19 protein-coding genes and 1 pseudogene are annotated in these 13,985 nt (G+C 41.6%); 16 read left to right on the forward strand and 4 right to left on the reverse strand.

What is annotated here, in order from left to right; translation table 11 throughout:
- Positions 1-203: 203 nt before the first annotated feature.
- From NSQ46_RS09590 to NSQ46_RS09620, 7 genes are all read left to right on the forward strand, one after another.
- Positions 204-761, forward strand: a complete 558-nt coding sequence (locus NSQ46_RS09590) for a DUF402 domain-containing protein (RefSeq protein WP_007127799.1) — start codon at positions 204-206, stop codon at positions 759-761.
- 143 nt (positions 762-904) lie between these two features.
- Positions 905-1,453, forward strand: a complete 549-nt coding sequence (locus NSQ46_RS09595) for a GNAT family protein (protein WP_007127800.1) — start codon at positions 905-907, stop codon at positions 1,451-1,453.
- 290 nt (positions 1,454-1,743) lie between these two features.
- Entirely contained in the window at positions 1,744-2,178 is a 435-nt protein-coding gene (locus NSQ46_RS09600; RefSeq protein WP_007127801.1) for a GNAT family N-acetyltransferase, read from the forward strand.
- 71 nt (positions 2,179-2,249) lie between these two features.
- Entirely contained in the window at positions 2,250-2,579 is a 330-nt protein-coding gene (locus NSQ46_RS09605; protein ID WP_007127802.1) for a hypothetical protein, read from the forward strand.
- A 127-nt stretch (positions 2,580-2,706) separates the two neighbouring features.
- Positions 2,707-2,991 carry a hypothetical protein gene (locus NSQ46_RS09610; protein WP_138919302.1) on the forward strand — a complete coding sequence of 95 codons (285 nt, stop codon included), beginning with the start codon at positions 2,707-2,709 and terminating at the stop codon, positions 2,989-2,991.
- Positions 2,992-3,149: 158 nt separating this feature from the next.
- Positions 3,150-4,205, forward strand: a complete 1,056-nt coding sequence (locus tag NSQ46_RS09615; RefSeq protein WP_007127804.1) for an ankyrin repeat domain-containing protein — start codon at positions 3,150-3,152, stop codon at positions 4,203-4,205.
- A gap of 22 nt (positions 4,206-4,227) precedes the next feature.
- Positions 4,228-4,683 carry a hypothetical protein gene (locus tag NSQ46_RS09620; protein WP_007127805.1) on the forward strand — a complete coding sequence of 152 codons (456 nt, stop codon included), beginning with the start codon at positions 4,228-4,230 and terminating at the stop codon, positions 4,681-4,683.
- Between the two features lie 79 nt (positions 4,684-4,762).
- Here NSQ46_RS09620 and NSQ46_RS09625 read toward each other — a convergent pair whose 3' ends face one another.
- A complete protein-coding gene (locus tag NSQ46_RS09625; protein ID WP_007127806.1) occupies positions 4,763-5,110 on the reverse strand; it encodes a TipAS antibiotic-recognition domain-containing protein in 348 nt (115 codons plus the stop codon).
- Positions 5,111-5,311: 201 nt separating this feature from the next.
- On the opposite strand from NSQ46_RS09625, the gene NSQ46_RS09630 reads away from it, so the two are divergent.
- From NSQ46_RS09630 to NSQ46_RS09650, 5 genes and pseudogenes are all read left to right on the forward strand, one after another.
- The gene (locus tag NSQ46_RS09630; protein ID WP_007127807.1) at positions 5,312-5,944 is read left to right on the forward strand and encodes a TetR/AcrR family transcriptional regulator; all 633 of its coding nucleotides are present in this window, start codon (positions 5,312-5,314) and stop codon (positions 5,942-5,944) included.
- A gap of 155 nt (positions 5,945-6,099) precedes the next feature.
- Positions 6,100-6,501 (forward strand): NUDIX domain-containing protein, encoded by a 402-nt coding sequence (locus tag NSQ46_RS09635; protein WP_244152639.1) that lies wholly within the window; start codon positions 6,100-6,102, stop codon positions 6,499-6,501.
- Between the two features lie 78 nt (positions 6,502-6,579).
- Positions 6,580-6,722 (forward strand): annotated as a pseudogene (locus NSQ46_RS09640) (ATP-binding protein); the annotation flags it as partial.
- A 141-nt stretch (positions 6,723-6,863) separates the two neighbouring features.
- Positions 6,864-7,241, forward strand: a complete 378-nt coding sequence (locus NSQ46_RS09645; RefSeq protein ID WP_210094787.1) for a hypothetical protein — start codon at positions 6,864-6,866, stop codon at positions 7,239-7,241.
- A gap of 161 nt (positions 7,242-7,402) precedes the next feature.
- On the forward strand, positions 7,403-7,900 hold the full coding sequence (locus NSQ46_RS09650) for a hypothetical protein (RefSeq protein ID WP_342576711.1): 498 nt from the start codon (positions 7,403-7,405) through the stop codon (positions 7,898-7,900).
- A 55-nt stretch (positions 7,901-7,955) separates the two neighbouring features.
- On the opposite strand, the gene NSQ46_RS09655 is transcribed toward NSQ46_RS09650, so the two are convergent.
- The 3 genes from NSQ46_RS09655 to NSQ46_RS09665 are packed head-to-tail and all read right to left on the reverse strand — an operon-like array spanning position 7,956 to position 10,595.
- Complete coding sequence (locus NSQ46_RS09655; RefSeq protein WP_251537695.1) at positions 7,956-8,756, reverse strand: AAA family ATPase; 801 nt, start codon at positions 8,754-8,756, stop codon at positions 7,956-7,958.
- Complete coding sequence (locus NSQ46_RS09660; protein WP_251537694.1) at positions 8,749-10,098, reverse strand: DDE-type integrase/transposase/recombinase; 1,350 nt, start codon at positions 10,096-10,098, stop codon at positions 8,749-8,751. Before NSQ46_RS09660 ends, NSQ46_RS09655 begins: the two co-directional genes overlap by 8 nt.
- A 41-nt stretch (positions 10,099-10,139) precedes the next feature.
- Complete coding sequence (locus NSQ46_RS09665) at positions 10,140-10,595, reverse strand: DUF6431 domain-containing protein (protein ID WP_251537693.1); 456 nt, start codon at positions 10,593-10,595, stop codon at positions 10,140-10,142.
- A gap of 504 nt (positions 10,596-11,099) precedes the next feature.
- Between NSQ46_RS09665 and NSQ46_RS09670 the strand changes: the two genes are divergently transcribed.
- The 4 genes from NSQ46_RS09670 (at position 11,100) to NSQ46_RS09685 (ending at position 13,803) form a co-directional block, all read left to right on the forward strand.
- Positions 11,100-11,576, forward strand: a complete 477-nt coding sequence (locus NSQ46_RS09670; protein WP_342576712.1) for an HAD hydrolase-like protein — start codon at positions 11,100-11,102, stop codon at positions 11,574-11,576.
- Positions 11,577-12,110: a GNAT family N-acetyltransferase gene (locus NSQ46_RS09675; protein ID WP_342576713.1), complete on the forward strand. Its 534-nt coding sequence runs from the start codon at positions 11,577-11,579 to the stop codon at positions 12,108-12,110. It begins immediately after the preceding gene.
- 186 nt (positions 12,111-12,296) lie between these two features.
- The gene (locus tag NSQ46_RS09680; RefSeq protein WP_342576714.1) at positions 12,297-12,764 is read left to right on the forward strand and encodes a DUF2691 family protein; all 468 of its coding nucleotides are present in this window, start codon (positions 12,297-12,299) and stop codon (positions 12,762-12,764) included.
- Between the two features lie 43 nt (positions 12,765-12,807).
- A complete protein-coding gene (locus tag NSQ46_RS09685) occupies positions 12,808-13,803 on the forward strand; it encodes a serine hydrolase domain-containing protein (RefSeq protein ID WP_342576715.1) in 996 nt (331 codons plus the stop codon).
- Positions 13,804-13,985 lie beyond the last annotated feature (182 nt).

The raw sequence follows: 13,985 nt of genomic DNA on the forward strand, positions 1-13,985 counted from the left end.
TTTATCGGAACATACATGTAAAAGCTGAATTGGCAAATTATTGAAATACAAGAACATATACCTGTGAGATGCCGCGGATGTATAATCATGTTAATGGAAAACACAAATGGCTAATGCACTTGTAATTAGGTTCATAGATGCTTGGAACACTAACAGAAATTAATGTAAGTCAAGAATGAGACGAACTAATTCAGAGGTGCGAGATGAAGAGAAAATATGCTGACCGTTTAGATTGGAAACGTGTTTTAAAGAGGGATTATATATGCAGGTTTTTCGATGACGGGGATTTTAAAGGGCATATATCATTAATTCGTATTCACGAGGTAAAGGAACCTCTAGTAAGAAGAATAGGCGGCCAAGAAGTTTGTCTGGTTGATAATGGGTACTACTGGATGCAACACTTTCCTATTGGCTCTAATTATTGTGTTACAACAATGCTCAATGAGAAAAAAGAAATCGTTCAATGGTATTTCGATATATCCAAGAACGTAGGGATTAATGAGCGAGGTATACCTTTCTGGGATGATCTTTATCTAGATCTAATTGTCTTTCCAAGTGGTGATTTCTGTATAAAAGATGAGGATGAGTTAGAAGAAGCCATAACTAACAATCAAATCACAGAAGATGAATATATTCTGGCCAACCATGTGATGACAGGTTTAATCAAAGAAGTTGAACCAATGGAAAACACTATTTTAAAGAACACTATAAAACATTTTAATCTTATTTCCAGGTATCTCAGAGACAGTATTAGCAATTGATAACATCGTATTCACGCTTCAGACCGTTCGGCCATTGGATTTCCTGGAATACGTCCCAGTCGTTTTGCTCCTTGTAGACTCTTGGGTCCGTGAATACAGGAACGATAGATGATGTGACCTAAACCACTAAAGGAGAAAGTTCTATGCCTCAGTTTCCTGAATTAGAAACAGAAAGATTTGTGCTAAGACAGATAACAAAAAATGATTCCGTAGATATGTTTCAATATTTTTCATTGGATGAAGTAACGAGATTTTATGATGTGGAGAGTTTTACGAACATAAGACAAGCAGAAGAACTAATTCAAAGATGGAATGAAAGATTTGAAAGAAGTCAAGCCATTCGTTGGGGTATCACTCTGAAGTCGTTAAACAGAGTAATCGGAACATGTGGATTTCATGGCTGGAAGAAAAACCATTATAAAGCTGAAATAGGATATGAATTAGCGCCAGAATATTGGCGTCAAGGTTTTATGACCGAGGCAATTGAAAAGATAATTGAATATGGATTTAATGATCTAGGATTGAACCGAATTGAAGCATTTGTAGAACCAGAGAATGTGGGATCAAGAACGGTATTAGAGAAAGTCGGTTTTAGAGAAGAAGGGTTATTGAAGGAACATTATTTTTGGAGGAATCGGTTTGTTGATAATGTCATATATGCATTTCTTAAGAAAGACTATAAAGTGCATTAGATAGAAAGCAAAGTCAATTCGCCTAACATTATATTCACGCATCCGAGTTTTTTGACTCCTCGGTCTGCTTGTAGCGATCGTCAGAGAAGCAGGCTCAGGGGATACATTTGCGCCGTGGCCGGACCCTGGTGGTGCTTAAATCGGTGGAACGTCGTGAATACGGGATGCCGGGATTAAAATGTTTACATACCAGATCTCAAGAAACTAGTTCAACTACAATATAACCATTGCCAGAATGTATATTATTATTCTTCGCAACCTTTATTATTAATATTTTGGGCGGTGTGAATATGGAAGTTTTAATACGTGAAATTGAAGTAAGTGATTATCCTGAGGTAGTATCGTTATGGATTAATGTGTTAGGAAACCGCAAGGTTAATATTGATAATTTTTCAGTGACGTTAGAGAAAATGAATAGAGATGGGAACTATAAGACATTTGTAGCATTATTTGAAAATAAAGTGGTTGGTTTTATTTCAACGGTACACGCGTTATCAATTGGAGATGAATTTGGTTACTTACACATTCAGGGCCTTGCTGTGCAAGAAGGGCTTCAGAATAAAGGAATAGGAACAAAATTACTTAAATATGTTGAGGAATATTCCAAAAGAAAAGGAATTTCAAGCATCATCTTATGTAGTGGATTCAAACGCACAGATGCCCATGCCTTTTATGAACATAATGGTTATGACAAAGATTCATACTGCTTCGATAAAGCGCTTTGACTTCCATTAATAAGTTTGGTGGTAGAGCAAATTGAAGTATAAGAATATGTATTGGAAGAGAGGTAGAAGAAATGTACACACATAAATCGATTGAAACTATTGGAACTCTCACTATGCTAATACCTATTTTTATCTCTTTTTTGGTTGCATCCCTAATTTTATTTTTTATAATGATAATCCTTAAACAAAAAAATAAAATGATTAACGGTTTCACGGTCCTTAGTTTGTCAGCGATTTCGATTCTAGTTTCTGGCCAACTTTTATATAGTAGTGGGATCATTGTTGACGAGATTGGATTAAATGGAGACCCTGCTTTATTTTATAGTTTTTTAGCAATTACAGGTATGGGGATAATCAATCCGATCATCTACTTTTCTACACAAGGAAAATCAAACAAATAACTTAATTAACGGCTGGAAATAGTGTTAGTTCACAAAAGAAGTATAGAGGGATCTAAGGCAGGCTCGCTTCGTGAATACAGAATTTTTGAGAAATGTCTGTTTCAGAAAATGACTTAGGCGGGGATAGTTGATGGGACTCGATTATGGTTTTATCGCAGTCATTCCTAAGGAAGAAAAAGACAGATTATTTGAGTACATAAGAAAGCATGGAACAATAGATGATGGTAACTGTGCTTGTATACATTTTGACTTCGACTCATTCATCTTAAAGTATCTTGAAGGGGGCTACGATTGGACCCCACATTATGACAAAGCTCAAGTTGATTATTTTATTGAGCCTGATGGAAAAGCAAGAATAGGGTGCATTTATATTAGAGCGTTTTATGTCCGTTATGAACATTTTAAGGAATGATCATAACTAAAATTTTGCATTGGTTTGCGTTTTGATAAGGAAGATGAAGTCTTATATTTAATACAACAATACTACATAAATTAAAAAGATGGTAAAATGTAGGGTTTATATGGTGATGAAGAAAATATATAAACTCTGACGTAAGGAGAGAAAGCATATTGGGCAAGAAGAAAAAAACCTTACCAAGAAATTTTGACGAGCTAATCGATGCAGGCGATATAGCGGCATTAAAAGAGGTATTTACCAAATGCGAATGGGATGCCCGCGGCGGCTACAGCAAATCAACGGCCTTGAGCTTTTTCAATATTCCGGATGAATTGGTTCGATGGCTCGTGGAACAGGGGGCTGATCTAAATGCTAGGGACAATTACGGAAGAACGGCTTTACATAAACATGCCATGAGCTGGAACGGTAATACTGAATTGCTTATTGATTTGGGTGCAGACATAGAAGCCGCTGATTATCAAGACGAGACCCCTTTATTTGCAGCCGCCGGTTCATTTAAATCCAAATCGGTTCACACGTTGGTTACTAAAGGTGCAAACATTAACGCAAAGAATAAGATGAGACAGAATCCACTAGAAAAGGCTTTGGCAACGTGCAGGAATGCGGATATTGTCAGTATGGCGGAGGTTGCCGAGCTTTTGCTGAACGCTGGAACAACGGTAACGCCGGAAATGAAAGATTCGATTAAGCGAATCGGAAACGACTTTGAATTTCACAGAGAAGGGTTTAATAAAGAATATTTGAGTCAGACCGATGAGGCACTTCTACGACTATATGAGTTATTTGATGTTCCCCCAGTAAAGAAGCGAAAGACGCATGACGGCGTCTCTACGATAACCGTATCAACCAAGGGATGGCAGGCGCAGCATCATGAACTTTGGAATTTACTTATACCTTCAAAGGGCCACGCGGCAACCGTACAAGGTGAAGTTATCCGGATTACGGGTAAGGTGTCTTACGAAATTTTAGATAATGGCGGTATAAACTGGGATAATCATTTTCGTAAAATGCTCAGTAGTTTGATTCATTACTTTAGCCTGGGTATACCGTTAAATCCCGCTTCACTTCAGGAGGCAGTAACATTAGCAAGGGAGCTTCAAAGCGGAAATGGAAATGATGAACCTGCAAGATTGTGCGAGCTGGCAGTTCATTGGGTGCTCAACAATCCAACGCCTATAACATTAGAACAGCCTGGCTATAAACGATAACATTATCGAAGGAGCAGTGAAGATGCTTTCAGAAAAAGTGATCAATTATTGCAAAAGCAAAAACTGGTGGTTTGAAGACACTACAGAGGAATATGAACACGCATTAGTAAAGTTAGGGATCGATTTGGATTCAGATTTTGCAGCGTTTTATTTGCATGCAGAGGATGGGCCGACTTTCTTAAGTAGACGACGTCAAATCTATCAGATTTGTTGGTTTATGATCAATTCTTCGGATTATAGGTTAGGCATGGAGAGAACTCATGTTGTTTTAAAGCTGCCTCAAGAGTATATTCCGTTAGATAACTTTGAAGGGGAGTTTGGCTTTTTTTATAATAAGAGCACTGACGCAGTGTTAGGCTTAGGATTAGGCCAGCAGATGGCGGATTTTTTTGCTGGTACATTGGATCCGCAATGGAAAAGCTTTAACTCCTTTCTAGAGTGGTATTTTGAACTGACAGACTCGAGTGTGACTATATAGAAAAAAAGGTCGTCAGCCACCGCTGCACTGGAGCTACTCTGATGATGGGATGCTCTAGAGGAGGCATGACGGCCTCTTATTATATGTAAGACTTCGCTTTCTCAATATATCTGTAGATTTTCAAATCCATCCCATGATCTTTCTCATCGGGGTTTTCAATGTGAAATCGTTCAATCGTTCCTTCAATCTCAGGATCTCGTTCATTGAATATAGCCTGACTTTCATCTAAACGTTTGGCTAAAGCTATAATCTCTTCATTTTCGGGAGGGACTCCCTCTTCAAATCCTTTGATTAGTTTGGAGACGACTTCATTTGACTCCCTTCTTAATCGCTTAAATTCCTCCAGTCCCAACTCATTTTTGACTTGTTCTATTCTCTTACTAAGTCTTTCCTGTTGCTCAGGTGTAAAGTAATCCCATACGCCCATGTCAGTCTTGCCTCCAATTCATGAATTTTTAGGAAATCGATCAGAGTTAATCGACAAACTGTTGAATAACATATTGTATGATTGTATATTAAAAAAAATTAATGACCTATTCAATCATTGATAATATTCAGATCTGTCGCTTAATCGATAATTGCGATAAGAACTGTAGATTTTCTCAAAAAAAATCAGAGGTGGATCGGTATGGCTGAGAAAATGGATCGACGAAAGGTAAGAACAAAAGCACTATTATACAAAGCTCTCATAAAGGTGCTGGAGGAAAAAGGACCCTCCCGTATTACCGTTAGTGATATAACGGAGAATGCCGGTTTAAACCGCAGCACCTTCTACTTACACTATACAGATGCAATCGATTTACTCGAACGGGTGAAGGCTGACATATGGGCGGGCTTGTCAGAGAGGATGAAGAATCTGAATCCTTACAACTATCTCTCCTACGCTGTCAAAAATGAACCTGATCCCGCAATGGTGAAGGTTATCGAATATTACGGCGAGCACGCCGATTTCTTCAAGGTTATCCTTGGTCCTAATGGAGATCCTGCGTTTGCCGTTCGAATTAAGGAATTTTTGAAAGAACACCATCTCTCCAAAATCCTCGATATCCGACCTGATTTGGCCGACACGATCGTTCCGAAGGACTATATGATTGCTTACTTGGCTGCCTCCAATCTCAGCATTCTTCTGAACTGGATCGAAACTGGAATGCAGCAATCTCCACGAACCATTGCACTTATGATTACCAGTATTCTGAGCAGCGGGTTGAATCAATTGTACGGAATTTCCCATAATAATGGATCTGGTCCAGTAAAGGCATAAGCCTTTAATCCGTTTATCCGGATCCAAATGATTAGATGGGTGATTCGAAAAGGGGATTGCTTCAGTTAACATGTTATTAACACATTCTTCTAATAATTTAGTAAATATACCGAGGGAGATTTCAATGAAGATAAGGAATTCATCCAAGGCTAATCATACATAATAATAAATTACTTGTAACCAAGCTAGAAGAAAAGAATGAAGTATTTTATTTATTGCCTGGAGGAGGGCAAAAACCTGGCGAGATGCTTAAAGAATGTCTGGTCAGAGAATGTACAGAGGAAACAGGATATGAAATAGAGGTCCATGAATTGCTATTTGTTAGGGAATGCTTTCTAGATGAAGATATTCATAGAGTTGAATTTATATTTAGTGGGATTCTGAAAGAATCTGGTGTAACAGATGGGGCAGTAATGGACAAGAATCAGATAGGAATTGAATGGATAGAAATTGAAAACATAATGGAAGAACCGTTGTTTCCTGTAGGAATCAGAAGTCTTATTAATTCTTATAGTAAAGGAACCCACATAAAAACATATTTAGGGGAAATTTTATAGAATTTCAAGGAAGACCGGAGCATCATCTGATACCTATTTAATGCCTGAACACATTTATTTTTTGTGAGGAGGAACATTATGTTCTTTTTACAAATGTCAGGGTTTCCGGGATCAGGAAAATCAACATGAGCAAAACAAATATTTAAACAAACGAATGCAGTTATAGTGGATCATGATGTCTCTAAAACGGCACATTGACCTTTGTACTAAATAAAGGAATTTACGCATTGGAAAAGGCATCAGACAGATGGACTCTGAGAGGCGGGAGCGAGGCGTTCATAGCAGACACCTTGGCATTTGCCAGGTCTTGTGAATACGCAACGTTCAATGCGAATAGATATTATAGCGATTGGAGGGATCGTATGATAGCAGCAGTTATAGGAAGTGTGGCTTTTTTTATCGCATCCATATTATATATTCTTCTTGCATTAGGATTGCCCTATGGAGAGTTTGCCATGGGAGGTAAATATAGAATTATGCCGACCAGCATGAGATATATGTGTGCCTTTTCTGTATTGATTCAATGGTTTGCAATATTGATCCTGTTACAAACAGCAGGACTTATCCCCTTCATATTCTCAAGTGGAATTACAAAAGGGCTATGTTTCTTCTTTGCCGTATATTTATCCATCAATTCCGTAATGAACGCTTTATCTAAAAGTAAAAAAGAGAAGTACATATTTACACCGTTATCCGTGATTACGGCCATATGTTTTTGGGTCACCGCTGTTCTTGCATAGTACCATAATCACGCTAAGGGGCTATCGCCCTTTGACTGCCAGATGTATAATCATGGAAGAAGCTCAGACAACAAACAACCCAGCCTAAGATAAGAGTAAGAGTATCTAAGGCTGGGTCTTTTCGTGGAAACTGTAATCCCCTCGTAAGGAGAGTGAACGTTTTGAGATTGGGCCAAACCTTTTTGCAGAACAGAAAAAGGACCTTAAAAGACTTAAATTATTCTACCGACAAGGCAAAATTAAATGTAAGTACAGAGGGCTATTTTACCTTTTATCATTATACTTATGAAGGAAATATCCCAAACATCATGGCTGAAGGTCTGTGGGCACGACGTGAAGTAGCTTGTCCTGATCCACCGGAAGAGTTATTCGGATGTCATCTTGTTGAAGGTTTTATTGATCCTCTGCCGGCATGGTTAACCGAAAGCCAATATTACAATGATTTGGGGTACGAGCTTACAAGAAAATATATTGGGGACGTGTTGCTTGAGATTTCTCTTCCAATGGCGGATTTCCCAATATATATTGCTGACTATGCTCATATCCTTGAATGTAAAATGATTGAGGAAGAAAAAGGGATAGGGATTGGTTTTGAATATGACTGCAGTAATGGTAGAGTGTTATTGCTAACGCATAATGTCCGGAGATTGATGGTGTAAGTTATCCTGCTATTGACGGTTAATCTGACCGCATCCGGATATACGAGAGGGAGAATTATGATAATTCTCCCTGAATGACGCGCTTAACCATATGATCGTCGATAATGCGGTGTTTGTTCTGTGCGCCGTAGAGCATGCAATGAGTACATACTTTGTTAATTAGCCTAGCTGCTCCGCCAGAGTAACGATAGATGTCGTCAATAGCTCCGTCAGTGAAGATGTCTCGTTCCGCACCGGCATAAGTCATGTGTCTCTCGATGTAGGCTCCTGTTTGGGCCCGGTCATAATGCGGAAGTTTGCATTGAAGATCGATGCGTTGACGAATCGCAGCGTAGGCTTGTAGGTTAATGCGATCCCACAATTCACTTTGCCCGACGAGGATGAGGGCCATTGGGCTTTGAGCATCCATCTTGAAATTTAGTAGAAAGCGAACTTCCTCCAGCATCTCTCGGTCCAAAAGATGACTTTCATCCACGACCACGACGGGCTGCAGTCCATGAATTCCCCGCATGAGCTCGATCTCTCGATGCAGCTGACGTTTCGCATCCCCGCGATAAAACTTCGATTCACAACCGAGTTGTTCCAGCAGCCCCTTGTAGAAGTGCCGCGGTGTCAGTTTTGAATCCGACAGATAGAGCACCTTGAACTTCGCAGGATCCAGTTCTTCGGCAAACCGCCGAATCGTTGTTGTCTTTCCGGTTCCGCAGTCACCGGTCACGACCGCAAACCATTGCCGTTCTGCCGCATATTCTAGCCGCCCCAGCGTCTCCTCCAAAATTTCCGACTCATATAACTCACTAGGCAGAATGTCCCTGGAGAACGGTGAACGGCTAAGCTCATAGAATGCCTCAAACATTGCCATTCACCTTGCCTTTCTTACGGAAGCTGATGGCCGGCACTTGCTCAGCGCGGCGCCCGCGACTTTGTACTTCAGCAACGCTTAACAGCCGCGATGAATCTGCCGGCAGCGGCTGAAGTTGATCCGGCAGTGGAGGACGTTTCCCGACACGTTCCCCGATTACGAGTTCCTTTACCTTCCATGGTTCGTGACCTTCGTACTCGATCACGAGCTCGGTGATGTCCGCCGGGTCATACACGACATCCACGGTACATCCGATGAACGGAAGCCCCACTTCATATTTACGCTCCAAGAAGCTGATGCACCCGGTTTTGTCGACTTTGCGGGTTTCGCAATGAAGGAATGCATTGGCGAGTATCTCTAGTTCCACAAACCGAAGCGCCTTCTTGTCACTTCGAAAGGCGGTTTCAGGGCTTCGTTTGTCAAGTGCTGAATGCGGCTTGTTCTGGTAGCATTCCGAAAGCCAAACTTCGAACAATTCATTCAGGCGGTCAAGCGTCTTTGGTTTTTCAAGTGCTGCTTCGCTAAGGAAAGAATCTACCACCCGGTTGAAGCGTTCAACTTTCCCGGTTGATTCGGGCGAGTATGGCCTAGCAAACAGAAGGCGAATGCCGAGCTTGGAGCACGTTCGCGTCATCCACTTAGTTCGATACTGCTTCCCGTTGTCGAAGTACACGGCTTCCGGAACACCGTACTTCTGAATGGCCTTTCGGAAGCTGTCTTCAATGATCGTCTTGTCCATGACCGGGTAAAACTCACCGTGCAGGACAAACCTCGTCGCGTCGTCGATAAAGGTAACGAGAAACACTTGTTTCATCGCTCCGTCCGGTCCAATGGGCAGATACGGACCGTACTTTATGTCCGAGTGCCATAGACGATTGCGGTGTGGCTGTTGGAATCGTCGAGCCGCTACACCTGAGTTTGCATACATTCGCATATGCCTTGTGCTATAACCACGTTCAGTGAGCTTCTCTTGAAGCGTGCTCCGTTTGATTTGACCTGGCTTAACGCGGCCTTCCCATTCCAAGATCTGAATGATCTGGGCAACACTGCGACTTGGCACTTCCCGCCGCAGCAAGATCGCTTGCTCCAAGACCTCCGGTGGAATGGCGGGGGCTGTGGGTTGTTTTCCTTTGCTCTTCGGCTTTAATCCGCCAAAGCCATCTTGCCGGTAGGCTGCTAAATACCGCCGCAGCGTTCTCTCCGATATTCCGATTTGCTCGCAAATTCTTTGCTTGATTTCCCTCGCCTTTGCCGGGTCGAGCCCTTCCGTAAGCAACGGGGCAAGGAGCTGCACACGATCCGCAGCGATCTGTTCCGCTTTCTTCTGATCTTTCATCCGTTTACACCTCTTTTGGTAGATTCGTTTACGAGTCTATCTCAGAGGGCTTCGGACAAGAATGCAGAACGGGTATGTACCCACAATTTTGAATTCACAACAGGTCGGACAACTCTTGCTAGCCATCCATCGGCATCTCCGACATAACGTCCGAATCTATGGTGTGCAGTTTGTGAAGGTGCGGACGGTTCCTTCACAACATCTAGATGAAAGCGAATGGCGATGGACTCTAGGCACCCTAACCAGTAGGTAGCCATTGAGCAAAGCCAAGTCCGCCAACGGTACAGTGTGGAGTTGTCTGCGGCAACATCTACTTCCGTGGGTTCAGACGCAATGACATTCTCCACACATTCTGATTCGTAACGCTTGTAAGGCACAATGCAGTCCGGTAACTCATGATGAATCTTCCGGCAAGCCGTACAACGTAGTCTTCGGATGACCAAGACGCTCTTTTCTCCCGTAGCATGTACAAGCTTCCGTTTTCGGCTCCCGATCACCGTCAAACTCGCAATGCAACAAGGACTAGGAACAATTTCTGCACACCTAACAAAAAACGCCGGGGATCTTCTCAACCAGCTCGTAATTTGATACAATGATCATACGTTTTGTGAGGGGATGTCTCCAGTGAGCTTGCGCGAACAGGCTCACGCTATATGGAGGCATCCTTTTCCTTTTCTGTGATACGGACATTATATTCGTCAATCCCCGGACAGGCAACACCGTCAGCTTTCGGGCATTATGCTTCAGCGTAAACACCAATCCTTTTTTTTATCGTAATCGTGAGGAACGACCATGTACACATCTTGCTCATGCATACAATGCTATCACCCTTCGCCAATGGGATGTATAATAATGGAAAGTTGAATGGCATAAGGGTTACGATGTACTAACTATATGGTTGTAGTGGCCTAAATTAACAATGAATTGACGGCCCTTGGCTTCCGCTTCTATAAATCCACTACTTATAAGGGGGATGTGCGATCATAAATATCACCCATGCTGTGAAGCACTTTAAATTATCCGAATCGCAAATTCGGGAAATTTTTAGAAGAGAAGAACGGCTCCTGCCTGAACAAACCCCGCCATTTCCTCATGTAGAGAACATACTATCAGCGGCTAATAAGAGCGTTATCATGACTCATAAGCCTCGGAGGGAAGTGGAGTCTATTATAAAGCATTATGGATGGGAAGAATATTTTGTGGATTTTGTTGCAGGTGATGATGGGTTCGCGAGAAAGTCAGATCCGGAATCTTACCTGTATTTGCATAAGAGAAATCAAATTGACCTTGTTATCGGTGATCGGGAAATTGATATTATCCCTGGAAAGCTCTTAGGTATTAAAACCTGTTTGTTTCAAAACAATACACCCGGAGCGGATTATTATTTATGGGATTATCGGGATTTTTTCAAAAACATTCATATATTATTAAATTCCAATCGAAGCTGGCTAGAATTTAAAATGAAAGGATACTTGTGAATGAAAATAGTGGATCTAACTAGAGAAGACAGGGATTGGACCCATCAAACAGCTAGCCTTTTACAGGAGAGCTTCGAAGCTTGGTCTACATATGAAATGGCAAGGGATGAAGTAATCGATTCATTACAAGAAGAGAGAATTAGCCGTGTATTACTTAGCCATGAGGGTGAAGTCATTGGGTGGATCGGGGGTCAAAGTCAATATGGCGGAAATGTATGGGAGCTCCATCCCTTGGTAATCCGTGAAGCTCATAGAAGAAAAGGGCATGGAAAACGGCTGGTTCTGGATTTTGAAAAGCAGGTTGCCCAAAGAGGCGGAGTTACGATCATGCTAGGCTCGGATGACGAACATAATCAAACGAACTTGTCTAATCGGAATATCTATACAGATGTTCCTGCGTTCATTAAAGAATTTCGAAGTGAAGATCATCCCGCAAATTTCTATTTCAAGTTGGGATATGTCATTGTCGGGATTATACCGGATGCAAATGGAATGGGAAAACCAGATATTTTAATGGCAAAAAGAGTTGAATGAACTCGAGGAAGTTTCGTTCGAACCGTATATTCTGCGAGAACTTTAAATTTCATGACGGGGGCTGATTGCGGGTGATAGTACAAATATTCATTGGTTTATCTGTTTCATTGTTTGTTATAGCATTATTCTTATACATAATTAGAGCATTTAAACAACACAAAAAGTCAAAAGGAAGCGAACAGCCACATGATAAGAGGAATTAGCTTTGAAATACCAAATAAGTATGGCAGGTTCCTTGGAGAAATATTAAAGCCCTTTGAAACCGATGAGTATAACTGGCTTGTTGGTGGTGAGGAAGCCTATTTCATCGTTGACGGTCAATTTGAGGAAACGCTCTTTGCAGGGGCGGGGGAGATTTGGGATGGAATAACCTTAAAAAAGCTTCTAGAGGATAACGAATACTATATCATCTTCCAGGACTTGAAAGCCTTTCCTCAAGGAAAAGACATCGTAGAAGTAAAAACATATGAGGAATTTCTAAATAGTGATTGTCAGCTCGTGCTTCTGGTGGTTGATAGCTGCTTCGTCAGTATCTACTGCAAGAACAATAAGTCGATAGAAGACTTATTTAAGAATGCGCAGCATCGAGGATACGATCATGTAAGGTACATAACGGATGCAAACGATACAAGAACCGGCTTATCCGTATGGTGAAGAGAGAATGTGAACTAGAAAATAAAAAATGAGGTGGAGCTCCATGCTAAATGTAGACGAAATCGTGGAAGCGTTTAGTAAGGAAAGTTACGTATCGGGCAACCTATTGATTACCAGAGGGGGAAAAGAGGAGTTTAGCCGATCCTTCGGTCAGGCGAGCATTCAACTAGGGGTTCCCAATATGCTGGATACGAAGTTCCATATTGCATCCGTAACGAAGATGGTTATTGCCGCTGCCATCCTCAAGCTCTATGAGCAAGGGCTTATCGATCTTGAAAATCATCCTGGCAAATATGTTGAAAAATTCAACGTTCTTCACCCGAAGATTAACATTCACCATTTATTGAGCCACTCGTCGGGGCTGCAAGATATTTATGGCGTGCCTAATTTGCGTTTTGAGATGAGTCGATTGCAAGTGGAGAACCAAGATTTTATCGATTATTTAACGCGCCTTAAGCAGCAGTTTAATCCGGGTGAACACTGGAGCTACAACAGTACGGGGTTTATCATGTTAGGATATATAATAGAAGCAGTGACAGGGATGAAGTATGAGGAAGTATTGCATACATGGTTTTTTGCCCCGCTGAAGATGAGCTCCACCGGCTTGGATAACCCGCGGAAGATAACCCCTGGACGAGCATACGGACACACGTTGGAGAACGGCAAAATCGCCAATGCCGACAACGATAAATTAAGCGGTATTGAAGCACCGGGAGAGCTGTATTCTACGGTTCATGATTTGGACAGGTGGTGCGAGGCCCTTTTTAAGGGGGAGCTGCTTCAACCGGAAACTATGGATAAGATGTTCACGCCCTACTATGTTACAAGCTTTGACCCGAACCTCAATTATGGATATGGTTGGTTCTTGGGGACGGACTTTCGCTTGATCGGGGGAGGTACCCCGGGATTTCGCTCAGAAATCTGGTACTACCCTGCAAGTGATTTACGAATCATCATGTTATGGAATTACGAAAAGGTAGATTCGCATCAATTATTCCATAGGATGAAGCCTGTACTGTTCGGTATGCAGCAGCAATAGGCTCGCTTAAATGATGGCGAAAACTAAAATTTACCGGGTATGACCTTTATTTCGGCTATAGACGATTACGTAAGTTCTAATATAGGTTGAGGATACAGATTTCCCTGTTCTTGAGTTGTCATAAGTTAGCCTAAATCATGAGTGCGCTTACAAATTAGCATTATAGTCCAACTTCAGGGGAG

Origin of the sequence: Paenibacillus sp. FSL M8-0142 (genome assembly GCF_038597315.1) — a bacterium.
Taxonomy (GTDB): Bacteria; Bacillota; Bacilli; order Paenibacillales; family Paenibacillaceae; genus Paenibacillus_AQ; species Paenibacillus_AQ lactis.

Bases quoted from the DNA above. Each gene is read 5' to 3' on its own strand.
- NSQ46_RS09590 (WP_007127799.1), top strand. From the start codon at position 204: ATGAAGAGAAAATATGCTGACCGTTTAGATTGGAAACGTGTTTTAAAG.
- NSQ46_RS09595 (WP_007127800.1), top strand. From the start codon at position 905: ATGCCTCAGTTTCCTGAATTAGAAACAGAAAGATTTGTGCTAAGACAG.
- NSQ46_RS09600 (WP_007127801.1), top strand. From the start codon at position 1,744: ATGGAAGTTTTAATACGTGAAATTGAAGTAAGTGATTATCCTGAGGTA.
- NSQ46_RS09605 (WP_007127802.1), top strand. From the start codon at position 2,250: ATGTACACACATAAATCGATTGAAACTATTGGAACTCTCACTATGCTA.
- NSQ46_RS09620 (WP_007127805.1), top strand. From the start codon at position 4,228: ATGCTTTCAGAAAAAGTGATCAATTATTGCAAAAGCAAAAACTGGTGG.
- NSQ46_RS09625 (WP_007127806.1), bottom strand. From the start codon at position 5,110: ATGGGCGTATGGGATTACTTTACACCTGAGCAACAGGAAAGACTTAGT.
- NSQ46_RS09630 (WP_007127807.1), top strand. From the start codon at position 5,312: ATGGCTGAGAAAATGGATCGACGAAAGGTAAGAACAAAAGCACTATTA.
- NSQ46_RS09645 (WP_210094787.1), top strand. From the start codon at position 6,864: ATGATAGCAGCAGTTATAGGAAGTGTGGCTTTTTTTATCGCATCCATA.
- NSQ46_RS09655 (WP_251537695.1), bottom strand. From the start codon at position 8,756: ATGTTTGAGGCATTCTATGAGCTTAGCCGTTCACCGTTCTCCAGGGAC.
- NSQ46_RS09660 (WP_251537694.1), bottom strand. From the start codon at position 10,098: ATGAAAGATCAGAAGAAAGCGGAACAGATCGCTGCGGATCGTGTGCAG.
- NSQ46_RS09675 (WP_342576713.1), top strand. From the start codon at position 11,577: ATGAAAATAGTGGATCTAACTAGAGAAGACAGGGATTGGACCCATCAA.
- NSQ46_RS09680 (WP_342576714.1), top strand. From the start codon at position 12,297: ATGATAAGAGGAATTAGCTTTGAAATACCAAATAAGTATGGCAGGTTC.
- NSQ46_RS09685 (WP_342576715.1), top strand. From the start codon at position 12,808: ATGCTAAATGTAGACGAAATCGTGGAAGCGTTTAGTAAGGAAAGTTAC.